Origin of the sequence: Mycobacterium angelicum (genome assembly GCF_002086155.1) — a bacterium.
In the GTDB taxonomy this organism is placed as follows: domain Bacteria; phylum Actinomycetota; class Actinomycetes; order Mycobacteriales; family Mycobacteriaceae; genus Mycobacterium; species Mycobacterium angelicum.
On the sequence record NZ_MVHE01000042.1, the window covers coordinates 1 to 16,435 of the forward strand.

The 16,435-nt window shown below is 60.8% G+C and carries 5 protein-coding genes; all 5 read right to left on the minus strand.

Going from position 1 to position 16,435, the window contains the following annotated elements:
* Positions 1–40: 40 nt before the first annotated feature.
* From BST12_RS20110 to BST12_RS20130, 5 genes are read right to left on the minus strand one after another with little or no spacing between them, the layout of a single operon-like run.
* Positions 41–2,161, minus strand: a complete 2,121-nt coding sequence (locus BST12_RS20110; RefSeq protein ID WP_083114894.1) for a GmrSD restriction endonuclease domain-containing protein — start codon at positions 2,159–2,161, stop codon at positions 41–43.
* Between the two features lie 15 nt (positions 2,162–2,176).
* A complete protein-coding gene (locus BST12_RS20115) occupies positions 2,177–4,273 on the minus strand; it encodes a UvrD-helicase domain-containing protein (protein WP_083114895.1) in 2,097 nt (698 codons plus the stop codon).
* 18 nt (positions 4,274–4,291) lie between these two features.
* Positions 4,292–8,398, minus strand: a complete 4,107-nt coding sequence (locus BST12_RS20120) for an Eco57I restriction-modification methylase domain-containing protein (protein ID WP_083114896.1) — start codon at positions 8,396–8,398, stop codon at positions 4,292–4,294.
* Positions 8,395–11,274 (minus strand): helicase-related protein, encoded by a 2,880-nt coding sequence (locus BST12_RS20125; RefSeq protein ID WP_083114897.1) that lies wholly within the window; start codon positions 11,272–11,274, stop codon positions 8,395–8,397. The genes BST12_RS20120 and BST12_RS20125 overlap by 4 nt, the downstream gene beginning before the upstream one ends.
* Complete coding sequence (locus BST12_RS20130; RefSeq protein ID WP_083114898.1) at positions 11,271–16,424, minus strand: DEAD/DEAH box helicase; 5,154 nt, start codon at positions 16,422–16,424, stop codon at positions 11,271–11,273. Before BST12_RS20130 ends, BST12_RS20125 begins: the two co-directional genes overlap by 4 nt.
* Positions 16,425–16,435 lie beyond the last annotated feature (11 nt).

Genomic DNA, 16,435 nt, shown 5'->3' on the forward strand with positions numbered 1-16,435 from the left:
ACCAGTGGATACCTCTACTTGGCCACCAGTGGGTACTTTTTCATGGCCACGGACATGGGGATGACAGCAGCCTATGCGCTGTTTCTCGGGGACCGTGCTGCGACAGCATGCTGAGGAAATACGTGGCGGTGTATCCGCCTTCTTCGCGGCCGCGTTCGTATATAGCCTTCATCCGTCGGTTGAACTCCGCTTCAACGTCGCTCGGCAGTGACTCGCGGACGCCATTGGCGGTCTCGGAGGGTTCGCCGGCCGCCGCGAGGCCCTCATTCTCGACGAATCCCAGCAATGCATCGACCGAGGTGAAGACCTGATATCCGAGCTCCTCCAAACGGGGCAGGTCAGTATCTTCCGGGTCGAGCTCCAAGACCACGGGCGAACCAACACCCTGCTGCAGCCCGTCGGGCCAAAATGCTTCGGCAACCGCCAGTTCGGCACCGCTCGCGGGGTCGGGGATCTCGGCATCGATGAGAGGAGTTGCGAACCCACGGTTTTGCAATTCAGCTATCAGCGCGCGAACCTGTTCACCACGAGGGTCGTCGATGACCTCATCAGCTACCTTCAGCGCCGTCAACGTGGCTGGGTCGTGCGTCGCGGACGGATTGCGAAGGGTCTCGAGGAACGACTGTGCGGAGTGAGCGAGCAATTCGCGGCGCGCTGCCAAGAAATCCGAGTAGCGCTCTACCTGCCACAGTTCGGGATCAGTTGGAATCCATTGTGATTCAAGGACGCCGGGGTGCTTGACTTGGATTTCCGGCAAGTACTCCGCTGGCTCCCGCATGCCTATCTTGATGTTGGTGTCTTGGGTAAGGAAGCAGAAATTCGCGATCGCGTTGATCTCGTTGCGGTCCAGCCCGTGCTTGCGCAACAGCGCCTTCGGAAAGATGTGGTGCACCTGCAGCGATGTGAGCTTGCCGAGCAGTTCGGCACGCAACTCCAGACCGCTGCCGAAATCGCGGGCGCCGTCAACCCGGGTCAGCAGGTACAAGAGGGGATAGAACCGCGATCCGCGCGTTGATCCGGCGAAGTCGTCCGGGCCAATAGCCAGCCGTCCACCGCGGACTCGTTCCAACGTCGAAATCAACGCATCGACCCCACCGCGTTCAGCGGCGTCATAGTCTTGTTGCAAGTACGTCTCTGTAGAGCCGCTGAATCGGCCCCATAGTGCAGAGTGCACGTACCAGTAGAGAACTTTGTCGCGGTGCGCGCTGTCGGTGAACCCACTACCGTTGAGGTGAAGCAATCGGGTGATGACTGGTGTAGCGTAGCGGCCCATCAGCACCCGGTCATGATCCAGCCCAAGACGTCCGGATGCGGCGTCGAGGAACGTACCGATGTGATTGACCGATTTACCGAGGGCCGACTCGAATTCGGCGGCGGACACATCTGTCAGGGAGGAGAACAACGCCCTACCGGTTGCGACCGCGGTCGCGTTCCGAAGCAACCAGTCCAGTGAGAACCTGAATCCAAACTTCTTCCAGCGGTCCAGGTTGTCTCGCAACTCTTTTCGTGCATCCGACCACTCGGCACAAAGTTTCGCCAGCGCAAGGTCACCCTTGGACAGCTTGGTACCGCCGGAATTGACCTTGTTGAAGATGTCCACGACTTCATCGACGGTTTTGTCCGTGCCGGTGATCTTCTCCGAGTTGAAATTGCGGTTCTCGATCTCCTTGATGCGGTTCAGGCGCTCGAGGTAGGTATTGAGAACCGGGCGTTCCACGTTAGGAAACGCGGTGAGGTATTCGAACGGGCCATTGCGGAATAACTCGGTGACGCTCACCCAGACTGGATCTCCGGCCATCTTGGTGGGTGCATAGAACTCAAACGACTCGGTTTCGACGTTGAAGTGCAGCCCGGTGAAAGCACTTGCATCCCCCTCGAAAAAGGGAGGCTTTGTGCCGCGGACTACTCCGTACATTGAGGTCACTCGTTGCTGGCCGTCGAGGAGCAGTTGTCGCGTGCCGCCGCCGGCCGCAGCCCCGCGGACGGTGATGTCGTCGGATGTGGTCTCCCATACCAACAGACCACCGACCGGGTATCCGCGGTAGAGCGACCGCATTAGCCCGCGAACCTGATCGCGATTCCAGACGTAGCCGCGCTGGAACTCCGGGAGAAGGATTACGCCGGAATCGATTTCGTCCAGCAGCGTAGACAGGCGGGTCACTGAAGTTGCTCCTGTTCAGTTTTTGCGGAGTGCGGATAAGAAGGGGCTGGGGTCGCCATGCCAGGTGACGAGCAGTTGTTCTCGTGCACGGGTACAGGCTACGAAGAGCAGGCAGCGTTCCCGCTCCAAATCTTGCCTGTGCGTTTGATTGTCATCCTCGATCGGCGTTACGGCGTTTGCAGCGGGTACCTGTTTCGCGCTGACACCTGCGACACACATGCATCGGAATTCCAGTCCCTTCATGCGGTGCATCGTGCCGATGCGGACGGCTTCATCGTCGTCCATCGCCTTGGTGAGGTCGACGGTGTCGATCCCTGCCACGTTGAGGGCGCGCTGGATGTTCGAGGCCAACCACTTGGCGCGAACCGCGATTCCGATCTCTGTTGGGGCGATTCCGCTGTCGATCCAACCCTGAACAGACCGAGCTATGAATTTGGCCTCGGCCTCGGCGCTTTGCTGGCCATTCAGTGTTGGTGGCTGCCCGTGGACATAGGACTTGCATCCGGAGATGGAGTCCAGTCCACCTTCCATGTCGTCGATTGGTTCACCGCGTAGCAAGCCCAGGCTCCAGCCGAGAATCTCGGCGGTGGTGCGGTAGTTGATGTTGAGCCGCGACGAGCGGCCGGCGATATTGATCCCGACCTCGCGCAGGCTGACACGATTGTCGTAGATGCGCTGGTGAGTGTCCCCGGCGATGAAAATATCGTTAGGTGCTTCGGCGACGGCCGCGCGAAGCAGGCGCCACTGGTCGGGGCTAAGATCCTGAGCTTCGTCAATGACGATGTGGCGGAACGGCTTTTGAGCTGAAACCTCCAGCAGACGGGTCGCTTCCCGTCGGATGGTTTCGTGCGTCCACACGCCTTGCTTGGTGAGGGCCTGTTCAAATTCCCAAATCGTCTGCCAGACCTGGGCCCGCTGGACCGATCCCAGCGCGCGGCCGCGTCCGGTGCGCTTGGCTGCGAGGTAGGCGTCGGCAGTGCTAATACGACGGGCGAGCACGACTTGCCGCCATTCCTCTGAGAGGAACACTGGCGTGAAGGTGAGCCCGAGCTCGTCGCTGAGTCCGGCCCATAACGCCTTTTCATCTTCGAAGCCGAGCATGTGTGGTGCGCCGTGGGTCTTCCGGAAGACACGGTGGGCGACCCGGTCAACGTGCGATACCTCGATGCGACTTTCGGTCCCATCGTCGTCGACGAGCATGTCGAGACCAGTTTGCAGCGTCTCGGACAGCGTTGAGGTGAAGGTGGTGACGAGCACTTTGCCCTCACCGCGTTTGGCGATCGCGTTTGCCCGATGCAGGGCGACGACGGTCTTGCCGGTACCAGGGCCGCCGGTGACGCGGGCCGGTCCCTTGTAGTTTGCGTCGACCACGGTGCGCTGGGTCGGGTGCAGGTACACACGCCAGGTGGCGAACGGGTAAGCGAAAACGTCCATCAGTTCGTCGGGTCCGCTGACGAGGACGACGCGGTCGCTGCTGCGCAGGATTGCTGCGTCGATATCTTCTGTGTCGACGGGTTCGCTCAGGATCTGTGCGCCGAGGTCTGCCCATACCTCCTCGGGTGAGAAGCCGGCGGCGAGGCCGGCCAACACGTCCCATTGGATCTCGGGCAGAAAGGCTTTCGCTGCATCGAGCTGTACAGCGTCGGAGACGGTTCGTGCGAACGTGAGCACCTTCTCGTCGATGCCAAGCTTGGATAGTTGTCCGTCACTGATGTTGTCGAAGATTGGCGCGCCGGCGCTCTTGGCGGCCTCGGTCATTTCGGGGATCTGGCGGTCGAGTTCGGCTTCGTCGCGGATCTCGATGCCGCCGGTGGCCGAGTTGACGGAGACGTTACTGCGCTGCGCCCAGGCGTAGGCGTCGTCGTGCGGCAGTACTTTTAGCAGGGTGTAGACGTCGCCAACGTTGGGAGCGAGGACGATTCCGCGCCAGGACTGGTCGATGCGGATGGACCGGAACCTCGGGTTGCGGGCGTTGGCGATCTTCTCCAGATGCAGCCCGGTGTGAGTGGCGGTATCGAATTCGTCGAAGACTTCAGTGACGCGGTTGTAGACGGGTTTCTCTAGCTTGCCGAGGTCTTTGAGGAATCCTTTGTCGATGGCGAGTGTTGGCATTGTTCCTCCGTTGCTTGATTATTCGGAGTGACGAGGCCCGTGCCCGGCGGGCGGATCTGCGAGTGGCTTCCAGCCCTTACCGCCGTTGGCTATTGCTTCCGCCATGCGGTCGTAGGCTTCCAGGACAAGACGTTTAGTGCGGTACTCGCCGAAGTCGCGCTCTTCGTATTTTCGGACGACGGGGAATGAATCCAGGACATGTTCGGCCTCAGCGCGCTCAAGCCCGTATATGTGGAGAAATCCGGCGTCGAGGTCCGCTCGAAGTAGCGCGCGGCGGTCAGGAACCCATCGGAATGGTGGCCCAGCTGTGCCGAGGGTTTCGGCGTATCGTCTCAAACGCCATGAGGTGTAGGATAATTCAACCACGTAGGCTCGTATCCAGGTTTGAAGATCGGATTCAATCAGCCAGCCCGGTCGCCTGGAGAACTCAATAGGAATGGGGCAAGCCAACTGTTTTGCGGCGAACTCATTGACGTGCGAGCCGCTCACTTTCTGCCGCGCGATGTAGTCGAACGGTATCGATGACCAGGCGGCGTGAAGCAAGTAGCCGAGCGACGAGTCGTCTAACGTCGCGACGTAGAAGGAGTTGCCGACGGCTGAGAGGGGAAGGACTGATGGAACAAATGTTCGCTCGTTGCCCTTATTGGTGATGTCCCGCCATCCCAACAACCAACCACGATCCCAACGTTGGTCCAACTTGGCGTCCAAATCGGCTTGCGGGACCCAATACCGGACCAGCGGTTCAACCGCAGGGTTGTCATGATCGGCGTCGGAAATTCTCGGGAGTGCTCCGACATTGAGTTGCGCTTGTGTAGCTCCGCGGTACGTTGAAAACCGATGGTCGAAATGACCGAGTATTTTTGCCTCGTACAGTGGCAGGTATTCTGTACCACGGACTTTGTAAGACCACCCATTGAAATCATCCTGGTCGAACGATTCTGCTTCGTGAAACCCGCTAGTTTTTGACAGATTAAACAATCCCTGGCTGATATCGAGCCCCCACGGATTGCCGCCCGGTACGCCTTCGCGGATCAAGACCGGATGTCGGCGGTACATCTTTACCGTGATGTCCGCGTCGAGACGGCCTCGAAAGATCGGCAAATTTCCCGTGTTTGGGTTGAGAATTAAGACTTCTGAGGAGGCGATCTCAAACATGCGCTCGTGCACCGTGCTGAGATAACGATTAAGAAACGAAAACTTTGCTTTGACTACGGTTCGTCGCGATCCGGTGACTACCGATGTAGCGAAACGAACGCGGTGGTCCACGTCGCGGAAAATTCTAGCCTCATTCTCAAAATCGTAGAAGCACTGAAGGCGGTCCGATTCCAGCGCGTCGGAGAAGAAGTCGGCTCTAGTTTTATCGGTGGCAAGCCCCGTGGGAGTGATGAATGCCGCGTATCCTAGTGGGCTGACTACCGACCGCATCGTTTCGGCAAATGCGCTGTAAGCGTTCATCTTTCCCTGCGCCGTAAGTGGGAAGCGTCCCCCCCGGATCAGGTTGTTGGTTGCACTCGCCTGACGCACGGCATCGCTGTAGTGCTGGTAAATATCTGGATCACTCTCCGCTAGTGCAGCGATCATCGGCTTACGGGCGTCAGCAGAACTCGCATTAGCGATGTCGGTTAAGCCAAGGTTGCCGAAGAATTGTTTATCTTCGAGCTGCAGCGCGTCCCACGGAGGGTTGCCGACGACGCAGGAGAATCCTCCGGTCCATCCCGTGGTGGTATCGGAGTGATCACCGTCGACGTCGGAGACGGTGAAGATTCCGGGAAATTCCAAGTGCCAGTGGAAGAACCGATATTGCCGCGCTAGGGCATTCACCTTTCCGACGATGGTGTCAGGCACCGATTCAGGGTTTTCGGACAGTGTGTGCAGTGTGGCGTGGGTAATGCCTTGACCAGAAGTGGCGGCTCCCGTCTTGTGTTGTACGAATGCTGCACACCATGCGTCGGCCACTAACTTCGCGGCCACCAGATCGGGATCGGCCTCAAGGCGTCGCCACGCGTCCGCCCGAGCTCGCAATGCGGCCACCGAAGCTACTGTCCCGGAATCGGCTTCGCGAGCGGCCTTGCTGAACTGGGTGGTTTCGACGTTGAGTGTTTCGGGACCAAAGCTCAGGGTAAGCTGATTTTGGTCGGCTTGTCGTTCAGACTTGTTCCGCGCTTTGAGCTTTGATGTCCACGTCTTGTCATCGTCACCTAGCGGCACGAACGCCGAGTCAGGTATGTTGTGGCGCAACAACTCTGGAGTGGTGCCCAGTAATGCGTTGCCGACTCGGAAGTGCGCGTCAAGGAACGGGAAGGGGCGGTCGGCGTCGAAGGCCTCCAGCCAGAGGGCAACCTTGGTGATTTCGATGGCCAAGTCATTGAGGTCCACGCCGTAGACGCAGCGTTCGATGACATCGGCCGTGGCTGTCCGTAGTGCGGCCGGCGTGGGTTCGGTTTCCCCCGTGCGTACCGTTGCCAGGGCACTGGCGATTCGTCGGGCGGCTGCAACGACGAAATGCCCACTACCGCAAGCTGGATCGACTATAGTGAGGTCCAAGAGTGCTTGTTCAGGCTCCGAGGTACGGACGGCTTCGTCGATTAACGGGTCGAGCGCCTCGTCGAGCACCAGCGCAATGAGATCCGAAGGCGTGTAATACGAGCCGGATTTCTTACGTTCGTTGCCAGTGGACACGTCAAGAGTGAAGGCCCGCTCATCGGCGTGATAACGCGGTGTGTAGGCCAACAAACCCTCGTACATGCCGCCAAGCTCTTCACTATCGAGGTTGCGGTAATCGACCGGCCGCTGCAGCCCGGTCACCGGGTCGTCGATCTGGGACAAGGCCCGCACTGCGGCGAGCAACGCGCGGTTGGGAAGTTTCGCGCCGTCGAGAATGCTCAACGCGTCGCGCGAAAACAAACTTGCGCCAAGGCCACTGAGCCCAAGATCGGTCAAACCGTCGCCAGCGAGTGCATCTGTGACGATCTGGTGGGCCTCCCACAGATCGGTGTGCCAGCCACCGATCGGCTCGGCCGACAGCCGACGTAGCCGTGCGGTAGAGAAGTAGTCCGCATAAAGGGCGCGGGCGCTTTCGGGGATGTCGGAGCGGTGCAGCAGATCCCGGTCCTCGACCACGAACAGCACGATGAGCCGGTAAGCGATACGCAATAGGGCGCGTTGCAAGTCCCGATCGGCATCGGTGGCCGCAGCGAGCCTCTCGCGTAGCACAACATTCGACGGGTGCGCGACGAAGCCGGTGCCCAGTTCCCGTAGTGCCGCGGCGACACCGTGCTGTAGGTTCAGCAGCGCGCGGGCGCCGTCGTCAATGGCGGTGATGCGCCAACGCTCCAGCCAACAGTTGTCGAGTTTGGGTTCGGCTTGTTCAACCTCGGCGTCTTCACCGGAATCTTCTTGGTCGGCAACCGCTTTGGTGGCCTTCTCGCCCAGGCGGGGAGCGAAGCGGCTGGCGTGGACGGTCAGAAACAGGATGCGGAAGTCGGCGTAGAGCTGGTCGGTGAAGATCGCGTCGAGGTCGAATTCGACGAAGGACTGGCGGGTGAGGCTGGAGGCGTCGCGCAGCAACCGCAGCACATGGCCGTTAGAAAGGATGGCCCACAACGCATGGTCGTCCCGGTTGAGGTAGTCCTGAACCATCGCCTGCGGGGCCCGAGCGGTGACCGACGGCGTCTTGCTGTCCAGTTCGATGCCCGCGCCTAGCAGATGCAGCGGAACCCACGCAGACGGGTTCGCAGCATCGGGCCAGGCGACGCGGTGCGAGATAGGGAAATGCGGCGACTCGGTATCGCCAAGGCCGGGCGGTGCGGCCAGCCCGCCGCTGACAACATCGGGCCGGCCCCAACCGAGTTCGTACAACAATGGCAGCAGCCACTTATCGCGGGTGACTTTGGTGGCGGCATCGCCCGCTGGTAGCCGCCGCAGGGTGTTGACCCAGGCGCCATGTGCGGCGAGCATTGCTTCCCAGGCACGGGCGATGGCGCCGTTGACCGCCATTCCTGGTGAAAGTTGGTATGCCTCAGCGGTTTGGCCTGGCATGCGCAACTCATTGGCTCTCGGCAAAGCTTCGGCGGGCAGTGCGGTGCCGATCGTGCGAACGGCTCTGAAGGCGGTCATCGCGCTCATCGGGCGGCCACTTGTGGCAGAAACACGTAGAGGCCAAGCACATCTGCGGGCGGCAGAAACCGGACGGTGGGCGCGCGTCCGCCCGACTTGGACGCGCTGCGCACCGCCTGATGTTCGGACACCAGGTCCTTTGCTGCGTCCCTACCGGCGGTGGTGAGGTGCTCGGTGAGTGCGGGTAGGCGCCCAAGTGCGCGCCCCAATTGCGCTCGGGCTAGCGTGTCGTCGACGTTGCTCGAAGGGGAGAGTGACAGCAGTGCGTCGACCTCCGCTTGAGGCAACCAGGTGAGGTCGTCGCCGGTCGCCGTGAATGCCAGAAACGTGGCTTCTTCGGCGATTTGGGTGACGGTGGCGGCGGAGCCAGCAATGTTGATTTCCAGGCGGTGTCGCACCATCAGTAAGGTTGTCACCTTGCTGACCGCTCGGGTGCGCATGACCCCTGCGCGGCGGGCAGGCCGGCCCGCCGGATCGAGCCGGGAGTCGAGTGCAGCGTCGAGGACGTATCGTGAGAGCGCTTCGACCCTCACGTCGGTGCGGGTGAGCACGCTGTGGCCGATCGGGACGGGCAAAGACCGGTGGAAATGCAGGCGCATGTCCTTGTTCGGCGGCAGTTGGTCACGCACGCCGGCAGGAAGGGTGTCGACCTTCGCGGTAAACCCGTCATCGGTGTTGCTGATGGCGGCTCCCATTAGCGATAGCGCTGTGCGCGTAAAGGTTTCGACATCGGCCGGACCACCGAGGGCACGTCGAACCTCGGTCAGTGCTTGCTCGACGGTGTCCGGTTTGAGCCCGGCCTGGCGGAAGCGTGAGCGCGACGCCTTTTCCCGCTCGGCCGCGTTGGTCCACTCGACCTCCACCTGATCGGCCAGGGACCTGGAGGTGGCCTCGGCGAAGTCGAGGGTCAACTGTTCAGCTTCCTTGCCGCGCAATAACAGGGATTCCCAGATCGCCTTCATCACGGTCGTGGAATCGACCGGGATCGGCACCGAGACGCCGATGCTGCGCTTGATGTGCTCGTGGCGGCGGATCAGGACTTGGAGAACGATGCCGTCGATGCCGTTGTCCTCGCCGTAGTAGGTCACGGTTCGGACTGTCGGGGCTTGTTGGCCGAAGCGGTCGACGCGGCCTTCGCGTTGCTCGTGGCGAGTTGGATTCCAGGCGAGGTCGTAGTGGATGACTGCGGTGAAGCCGTCCTGCAGGTTGATGCCTTCGGAGAGGCAGTCGGTAGCGACCAGCAGCCTGGGTCCGGCATGTGCGCTGAGAGCCTCCACGCGAGACTCGCGTTCCTCCGGTGGGAGCGTTCCAGTCACGGCCTCGATCTTGAGGTCCTTGGCTTTGGATAGTGCCGAGCGTAAGTGTTCGGCCAAGTAGTCGGCGGTCGGGATATAACGGCAGAAGATGATCGGGTGGTATCCCTGGTCGAGGAGTTCCTTGACCAGGGGGATAAGGCGCTTTAGCTTCGCGTCAGAGCGCGGGCCCTTCAATGCTGCTGCCGCAGAAGCGAGTTGGCACAGACGTGTTCGAGCAGCCATATTGGGTGTGTCGGTATCGCCCGTATCGGAGCCAACCGTAACATCTTCAGCTTCGAGTGTGTCGTCCAAATCGGTGTCGAGGACGCGAGGTTCGGCGTATGCGTCAACTTCGCTCTCGTTGTCGGCGCCGGCCACTGCGGAACGGTTTAGGAGGGTTTGTTCGGCAGCGGCCGGACTGGAGGCCAGGCAGCGCAATAGCGCGATGGCCGACCACCATCGAACGCGTTGCCGTACCGCACTCAAGGCGGGGTCGGCGACCTGTTCACGGACATAGTCCATGACGTCGTCGAACAGTTGGCGGTATCCACTGGTGAGTTTGTATGCAGTTTCAGTGGTTTCGCGTTCCGGAAACGGGGTGTCCTCTCGAAACTCACCGCGAAGGTACTCGCGAATATCGGCGCGTTGGCGTTGAATCATGAAGCTGGCGAGCAGCTTGCGGTCTTCTTCGCGGTCGCGGCCCGACAGGTCGACCGGCAGGTTTCCCAGCCGGTCGTCGAGCAGGCCAATCAGCGACTGCCAGGCGGCGTCGTCGCCGCTGTGCGGGGTCGCGGTCAGTAGCACGAGGTGGCGGTCGGGATTATCGGCGAGCTTGCGTAGGAGTGAATACCGCAGGTGCGCTTGGGATGACCTGCCAAGGCCCACTGGTGCTACGCAGGTGTGGGCTTCGTCGACAACCACCAATTCTGGGCAGTACAAAGCGAATTCGTCGCGGCGCGTCTTCTGCTTGATGAAGTCGGTGGAGATCACCAGATAAGGGTGATGCTGATAGACGTTAGAGCCGAACGGCAAGCCGCGCATCAACCGGTTTACCGTGGACGGCAGCAGAAGTTGCGCGTCGATGCCGAATTTGTGTCGAAGCTCGCTATGCCATTGGGGGGCTAGTTGGGGCGAACATAGCACTGCCAAGCGTTGCGTCTCGCCAGTTGCTAACAGCTCGGCGGCGATCAGTCCGGCCTCGATCGTCTTGCCGATGCCGACGCCGTCCGCGATGAGCAGCCGGGTGACGTCCTGGTTGGCCGCCATCATCAGCGGAACCAGTTGGTAGTTGCGGGGTGTCACCGCCAGGCGCGCGAACGACCGGAACGGGCCGCCGCTGGCATGAAACGACAGCCTGAGGGCGTCACGGAGGAGGCGGGCCCGGCTGGCGTCTCCACGGTCTTCGACCGTCGGCGGCTCGAAGGTGGCCGTCGCTAACTCGTCGATGTTGGGAAGCAGCACGGTGGTTTCGTGCTCATGGCCGCCGAGTGGCCGGACTAGAACTGTGCCCTCTGGCGACCCGGGGAGGACGAGCCAGTCGCGGCCACGAGCGTTGACAAGCGTTCCGGCGGGGTAGTCGAGCGTAGTCATGTGTTTGCCTTGGATTCGCCGAAGACGCTTGGGTTCTCGGTGATGGTCTTGAGCCAACCGGCATCGCCATCCCGGTAGCTAAAGCGCAGTACGAGCCAAGCAGCCTCATCCTCGAGCTTGACTTGCGCGTGCACGTCCTTCTCGTGCTGGTGTGTGTTCTCGTGAATGGGCCCGTCGACGAAGATAGCGACGTCCATGCCGTCGGTGTGATAAGCGAAGTCAGGCCGGACGTAGTAACCGTCAACGATCTTCTGGGCGTCGTCGGGCAGTCGGTATCCATGTTGATCCAGCAACACGAGAAATCTCTTCTCCAGCTCACTGTCGCAGGCCTGGTTTAGGCGCTCCAGCTGTTCCGCACGGCCTTCGCCGCCAGCACCCACGGCCACATCCGCCGCTGCCAGGCGTTGCAGCAGCCCCTTCACGGAGTGACGATCTAGGTGCTGGTGATCCCACTGGTTGCTATAGGAAAGCAGGCAGTCATAGCAAGCTTGCGCGCAGTCCTCGATCGCCTGTGGCGCACGGTGCAAATCTTCACCTGAGTCCGCGTCAAAGTGGAGGATCTCAAGGGCTTTTCGCGCCACCTGGCGCAACTGTCCGTGTTCTGTGGCGAGGCGGCGCAGCACACCAGCTCCGCCCTCAGCGGCTTCGAAGAACAGCAGCCGCGACCACGCGTGATCACCGGTGTTGCTGGGTAATGCCTCAGAGGCGAGTTCAGAGCCCTCCAGCTGGTAGACAGCTTCGATGCCGCGCTTGAGCGCATACATCACGGCCATCCGCTGATCGGTCGGGATAGTTGGGTCGAGGTGCAGGAGAAGTGCGTTGCGGTGGTCCTCGACGTGCGGGATCACTCTTTGATATCGCGGGGCCTCCCCGTGCACGTTTTTAGCCAGCTCAGCCTCGCTGCACCAGCGTCCCTCGACGGTGTCCAGCACGTATCCTCGAATGTCCTTGTCCTTGCGGCGCCGCAGGCCGACGTTCATACGGCGAATTAGCGCTGTGTCGCCATAGGTCATGGTGCCGAGTTCCGCCGGGCCCTCGGCGATGGTGCTCGTGAGTTGTCCAGCTCGAACCCCATGTGGCACAAAACGAATCGTTGTTACGATCTCGTGCCCGGCGCGCTGACGTTCTTCCTCGTCGGCGCTGATCCGGTCGCGCCGTCGAGTCTTGACCGATAGCAGTCGCATCAAGTTGGTCATTGTGCTTTCCGGCGCGAACGGCGCATGGCAGTGTTGGCAAAGGTCGGGCTCAGTGGATTCATGGAGATAGCCACACGAGCCGCAGCGCTTGATCTCGGTGATGCTGACGCCGGTTCCATCGTCGCGCGCGGGCAGGCTCACGCGGTTGACCTCATAGCGTGCCCCTTCGTGGTAGATGAAGGCTCCGGGGCCAAACTCGCTGATCGCCATGAATCTGGGTCGCTGGATGAAGTCACCTTCACCGCCGCTGCGGGTGCGGCGCTCGCCCGGAATGAAGGCCGAGAGGGGAAGCCGTGGAAACGAGTAGCCGGGCAGGAAACCTTCCGATGCGAAGTAGCGGTAGGTGTAGAAGTCGCCCTGAAAAACGTCGTCAACTTGCCCTTTGAGGAGGTCGAGGGCCGCGCGTGCTTCTGAAATCCTGCCTCGCGCACGTTGTTTCGAACTCTCAGAGGCGCCAATGGTCTTTAAGGTTTCATTCGCGCTGTCGAGTTCGTTCCGGGCTTCTCTATAGAGCCCGCGCCATCGCTCCGCGGCGTGGTTGAAACGAATCGGCGCCTGATCGACGGCGTCAGCGATCCACGTTTCCGTCCACCAGGGGGCAGAGGTGACTTCGTTGGTAGCTGTCAAAACTTCGGTGATGGCCGCGACGGCGGCGCTACGACTAGATGTCGATTCGATTGTCGTGAGCACTTCTGGACGCAGCGGCTGGTCGGGCTGGTCGATCTCGAGGAGGTCAACCATGCTGTTTTTCAGGTCCAGCCCGCACTTGACTAGCCAGATCGAATGGGCGTGTGCGCGTACAAGATCTTGGTTGCCGAGTTCAAGCCGGGGTGGCGCAACCGCCCCAGCGACCATGTCCTGGCTGCGGCGAAAGTAATACGCGTCGTGCGCGTTTCCGGTGGCGCAATACGTGAATGCGATCGCGGGTTGACCTGAACGGCCGGCACGCCCAGACCGTTGTGCATAGTTCGCTGGCGTGGGTGGAACATTGCGCATGCCAACCACATTTAAGCTTTTGATGTCGACGCCGAGTTCCATTGTGGGGGAGCAGTAAAGCACGGGAAGCCGAGCCTCGCTAAACTCCTCTTCCCGTTTCTGGCGTATCGACGCCTCGACTTGAGCGGTGTGCTCGCGCGCCTGCAAGCCGACGAGCGCTTTGGCTGTCTCGGCATAGAGAGCACGGAAGTAGGGATTGACTCTGCCCTCGGTTTGATTACTGCGGATCGGATCTGCAGCGCGACATTCCCCGGCGCCCGGATGCCAGGCGATTAGGTCGGCACGTAGCTGATACCCGTTGGGCCGCCGAGGAATCCGAATTCTTGCCAAAATCCCAGCGCGCGCCATGACCTCCATCAGGTTCTCGATGACGGCTTGGGCGTCGGCCGTCTTGAGCGCATGTTGAAAGCAGGGAAAGCGATTCGGCCGTCGGAGCCAGCGTCCATATGCGCCCAGCCCGGACATGTAGAGATCGGCTCCGGTACCGGCCACGCCTTTCGGTCGACCGCCCGCGTAGGCGACACCGCTGTACATGCCGTCGGCATCTGAGATGGACCACGGGTCCTTTAACCACTCTCTGCTGGCCCGCCTGACAGCATCGAACTTGTCGTTTGTGAGGAACTCCGTATCGAGGCACAGATTTCGGCGGAGCTCGTCGAGGAGGACGTGCATTACTTGTTGGCGAGTTTCAGTGCTGGAACTCGCAAGCGGTTCGCCGCAATTCGTCCACTTGTCATCGTCGGCGGCGAGTTCATTGATGCCTTCGTAGGCCAGGCGCAGCTGGCCGGTCTGCTCCAGATTGGGCATGGTAATGCGCCAGCCGCGTTTGAGGTCGGCCCACAAGCGATAGGTCACGACGTCACGTAGGGCGCGGGCGATCTTCTTTCGGGGGATGTGTTCGTCAGCGGTTTCCTCGTCGCGAGCGAAGAACTTCAAGCTTTTTCCGCTGAGGGCGTTTACTACCTCAGGGCCGAGGTTTTCGTCGGTGAGTGGTTCGCCGGGGTTTTGCGCCTGGTAGTCGGAGGCTGCGCGGTAAAGGGCTGATCGGATGAGGCCGACCAAAACAAAGTCGTTGAAGTGACCCGCTTGAAGGCTCGCGTCCTGCCGATTGTCACTGAACGCCAGGAATTTTCGCGCGTCGTCGTCGAGGTCAGGTTCGTCTCGCAGGGTTCTGACGATTGACTGGGACAGAACCGTCACAGCACTCGCACGACCTTCTGTACCTAGACTGGCGACGCGGGAGAACTGCGACTGCCGGCTGCTTTCGTAGCTCGTCTTGCAGGTAGGGCAGAATTCGAGGCGCTGGAAGAACGCCACTGGTATGCCACCGTCGGCAATCGTACCGTATTCGTCGACACGTAATGTGTTGGGCAGCTTGGGGATTCGAGCCTTGTCGAGAACACCTCCGCTACCGCTGCCGACTACCCAATCTTCGGGAACCAGTTCGAGCAATGCAGGATCCTGTGGATCGGGCCACGGCACTTCGGTCAGAAGCAGCAGTCCGTCGGCTTCGGGATGTTCAACCAGGTCGGAATTGGGGATGCGCGGGCTGAAGCGCTCACCGCCGCGCTCTAAGTTGACTACCAGGTATTCCTGGCCGCACTCACGACAGAACGCCAACGGGAACAGTGGCTGGCCCGACGGGCGGTTGGGTGCGCTGCGCTGGTAGTGCGTGGTGAGGAAGCGCTTGTCTGGTGGCTCCAGGGTCGTGTAGACAGTGTCGCCCTTGCCAATGAATTGATGGAGTTTGAAGGCAAATAGGGCGCGGCCTTGCGGGTCGCGGGCCCGTGATCCGGCAACTAGTAGCGCCTGCAACTTCGCGCGACATATCGCCTCGTTAACGCCCGTTTCGTCATGAAGCTTCTTGGCGGCATCGCTTAGTTTGGAAGGCGGGCGCCGTGCGAGCCTGCCCTCGTCATCAATATCTAGACCAAAGTGCTGCTCGGTCCAGATCGCCAGCTGATCTTGCTTTAGTTCTTCCCAATCAGTGGGGGTTTCTGCATTCAAGCGTGCCGATAGCGCACCCAGATCCATGTCGCCCGCTGTCGCGCGACGCAGTGTCTCACCGACGATGTTGCCGGCGGGAATTTCGACGCCGAAGATGCGCGTCGCTAGCTCGGCCACTTGTTGACGCTGCTCTGCTTTGGTTCCGGGGCCCGCAAGGGTCGCGCTGGTGCCGATGCATTGGACGTTGTCTGACTTCACTGCGCTACGTAGGCGGCGGACCAGCATCGCCACGTCCGCTCCCTGGCGCCCGCGGTAGGTATGAAGCTCATCTAGCACCAGAAATGAAAGACCTTCCGCACTGTTAATCAAGCGCTTTCGTTCATTCGGACGGGTGAGCATGAGTTCCAACATGACGTAGTTAGTCAACAAGATGTCCGGGGGGGCAGCGAGGGTCTTGTCGCGCTCCTCTCTGTTCTCCTGTCCGGTGTAGCGGGCGAAGGTGACTTTCGGGTTCGACTTGCCGAGAAACTTCTCGAGCTCATTGCGTTGGCTATTAGCGAGCGCGTTCATCGGGTAGACGATGATCGCTCTGACGCCCTTGCCCGACCCTTCACGCAGAACACGATCAACGATCGGCACGATGTAGGACATCGACTTGCCTGAGCCCGTCCCAGTCGTGAGGACGTAAGACTCGCGTCGGTTGGCAATCTCGAAAGCGTCGGTCTGGTGGCGATGGAAGGCAATTTCTCGGCCGGTTGCATTTTCGTCAGTTCGTGCGCGGAAGATGCTGTTTGCTTCATGGTGCAGCACCTCACGTTGTACGAGTTCGCTGACGGTGCCACCGGCTTCGAACGCTGGGTTGAGTGCGAGCCAAGGCTCCGGCCAAAGAAGACCGCCTTCGATGTCGGCCTCGACTTTGGCGCGGATCTGCTCATTCTTTATGTCGAGGAAGCCCTTGACGAAGTTCTCGTAGTCCCTCAGAACCTCGCCGAGGACATCAAACGCGTCCACGACAGTTCTCC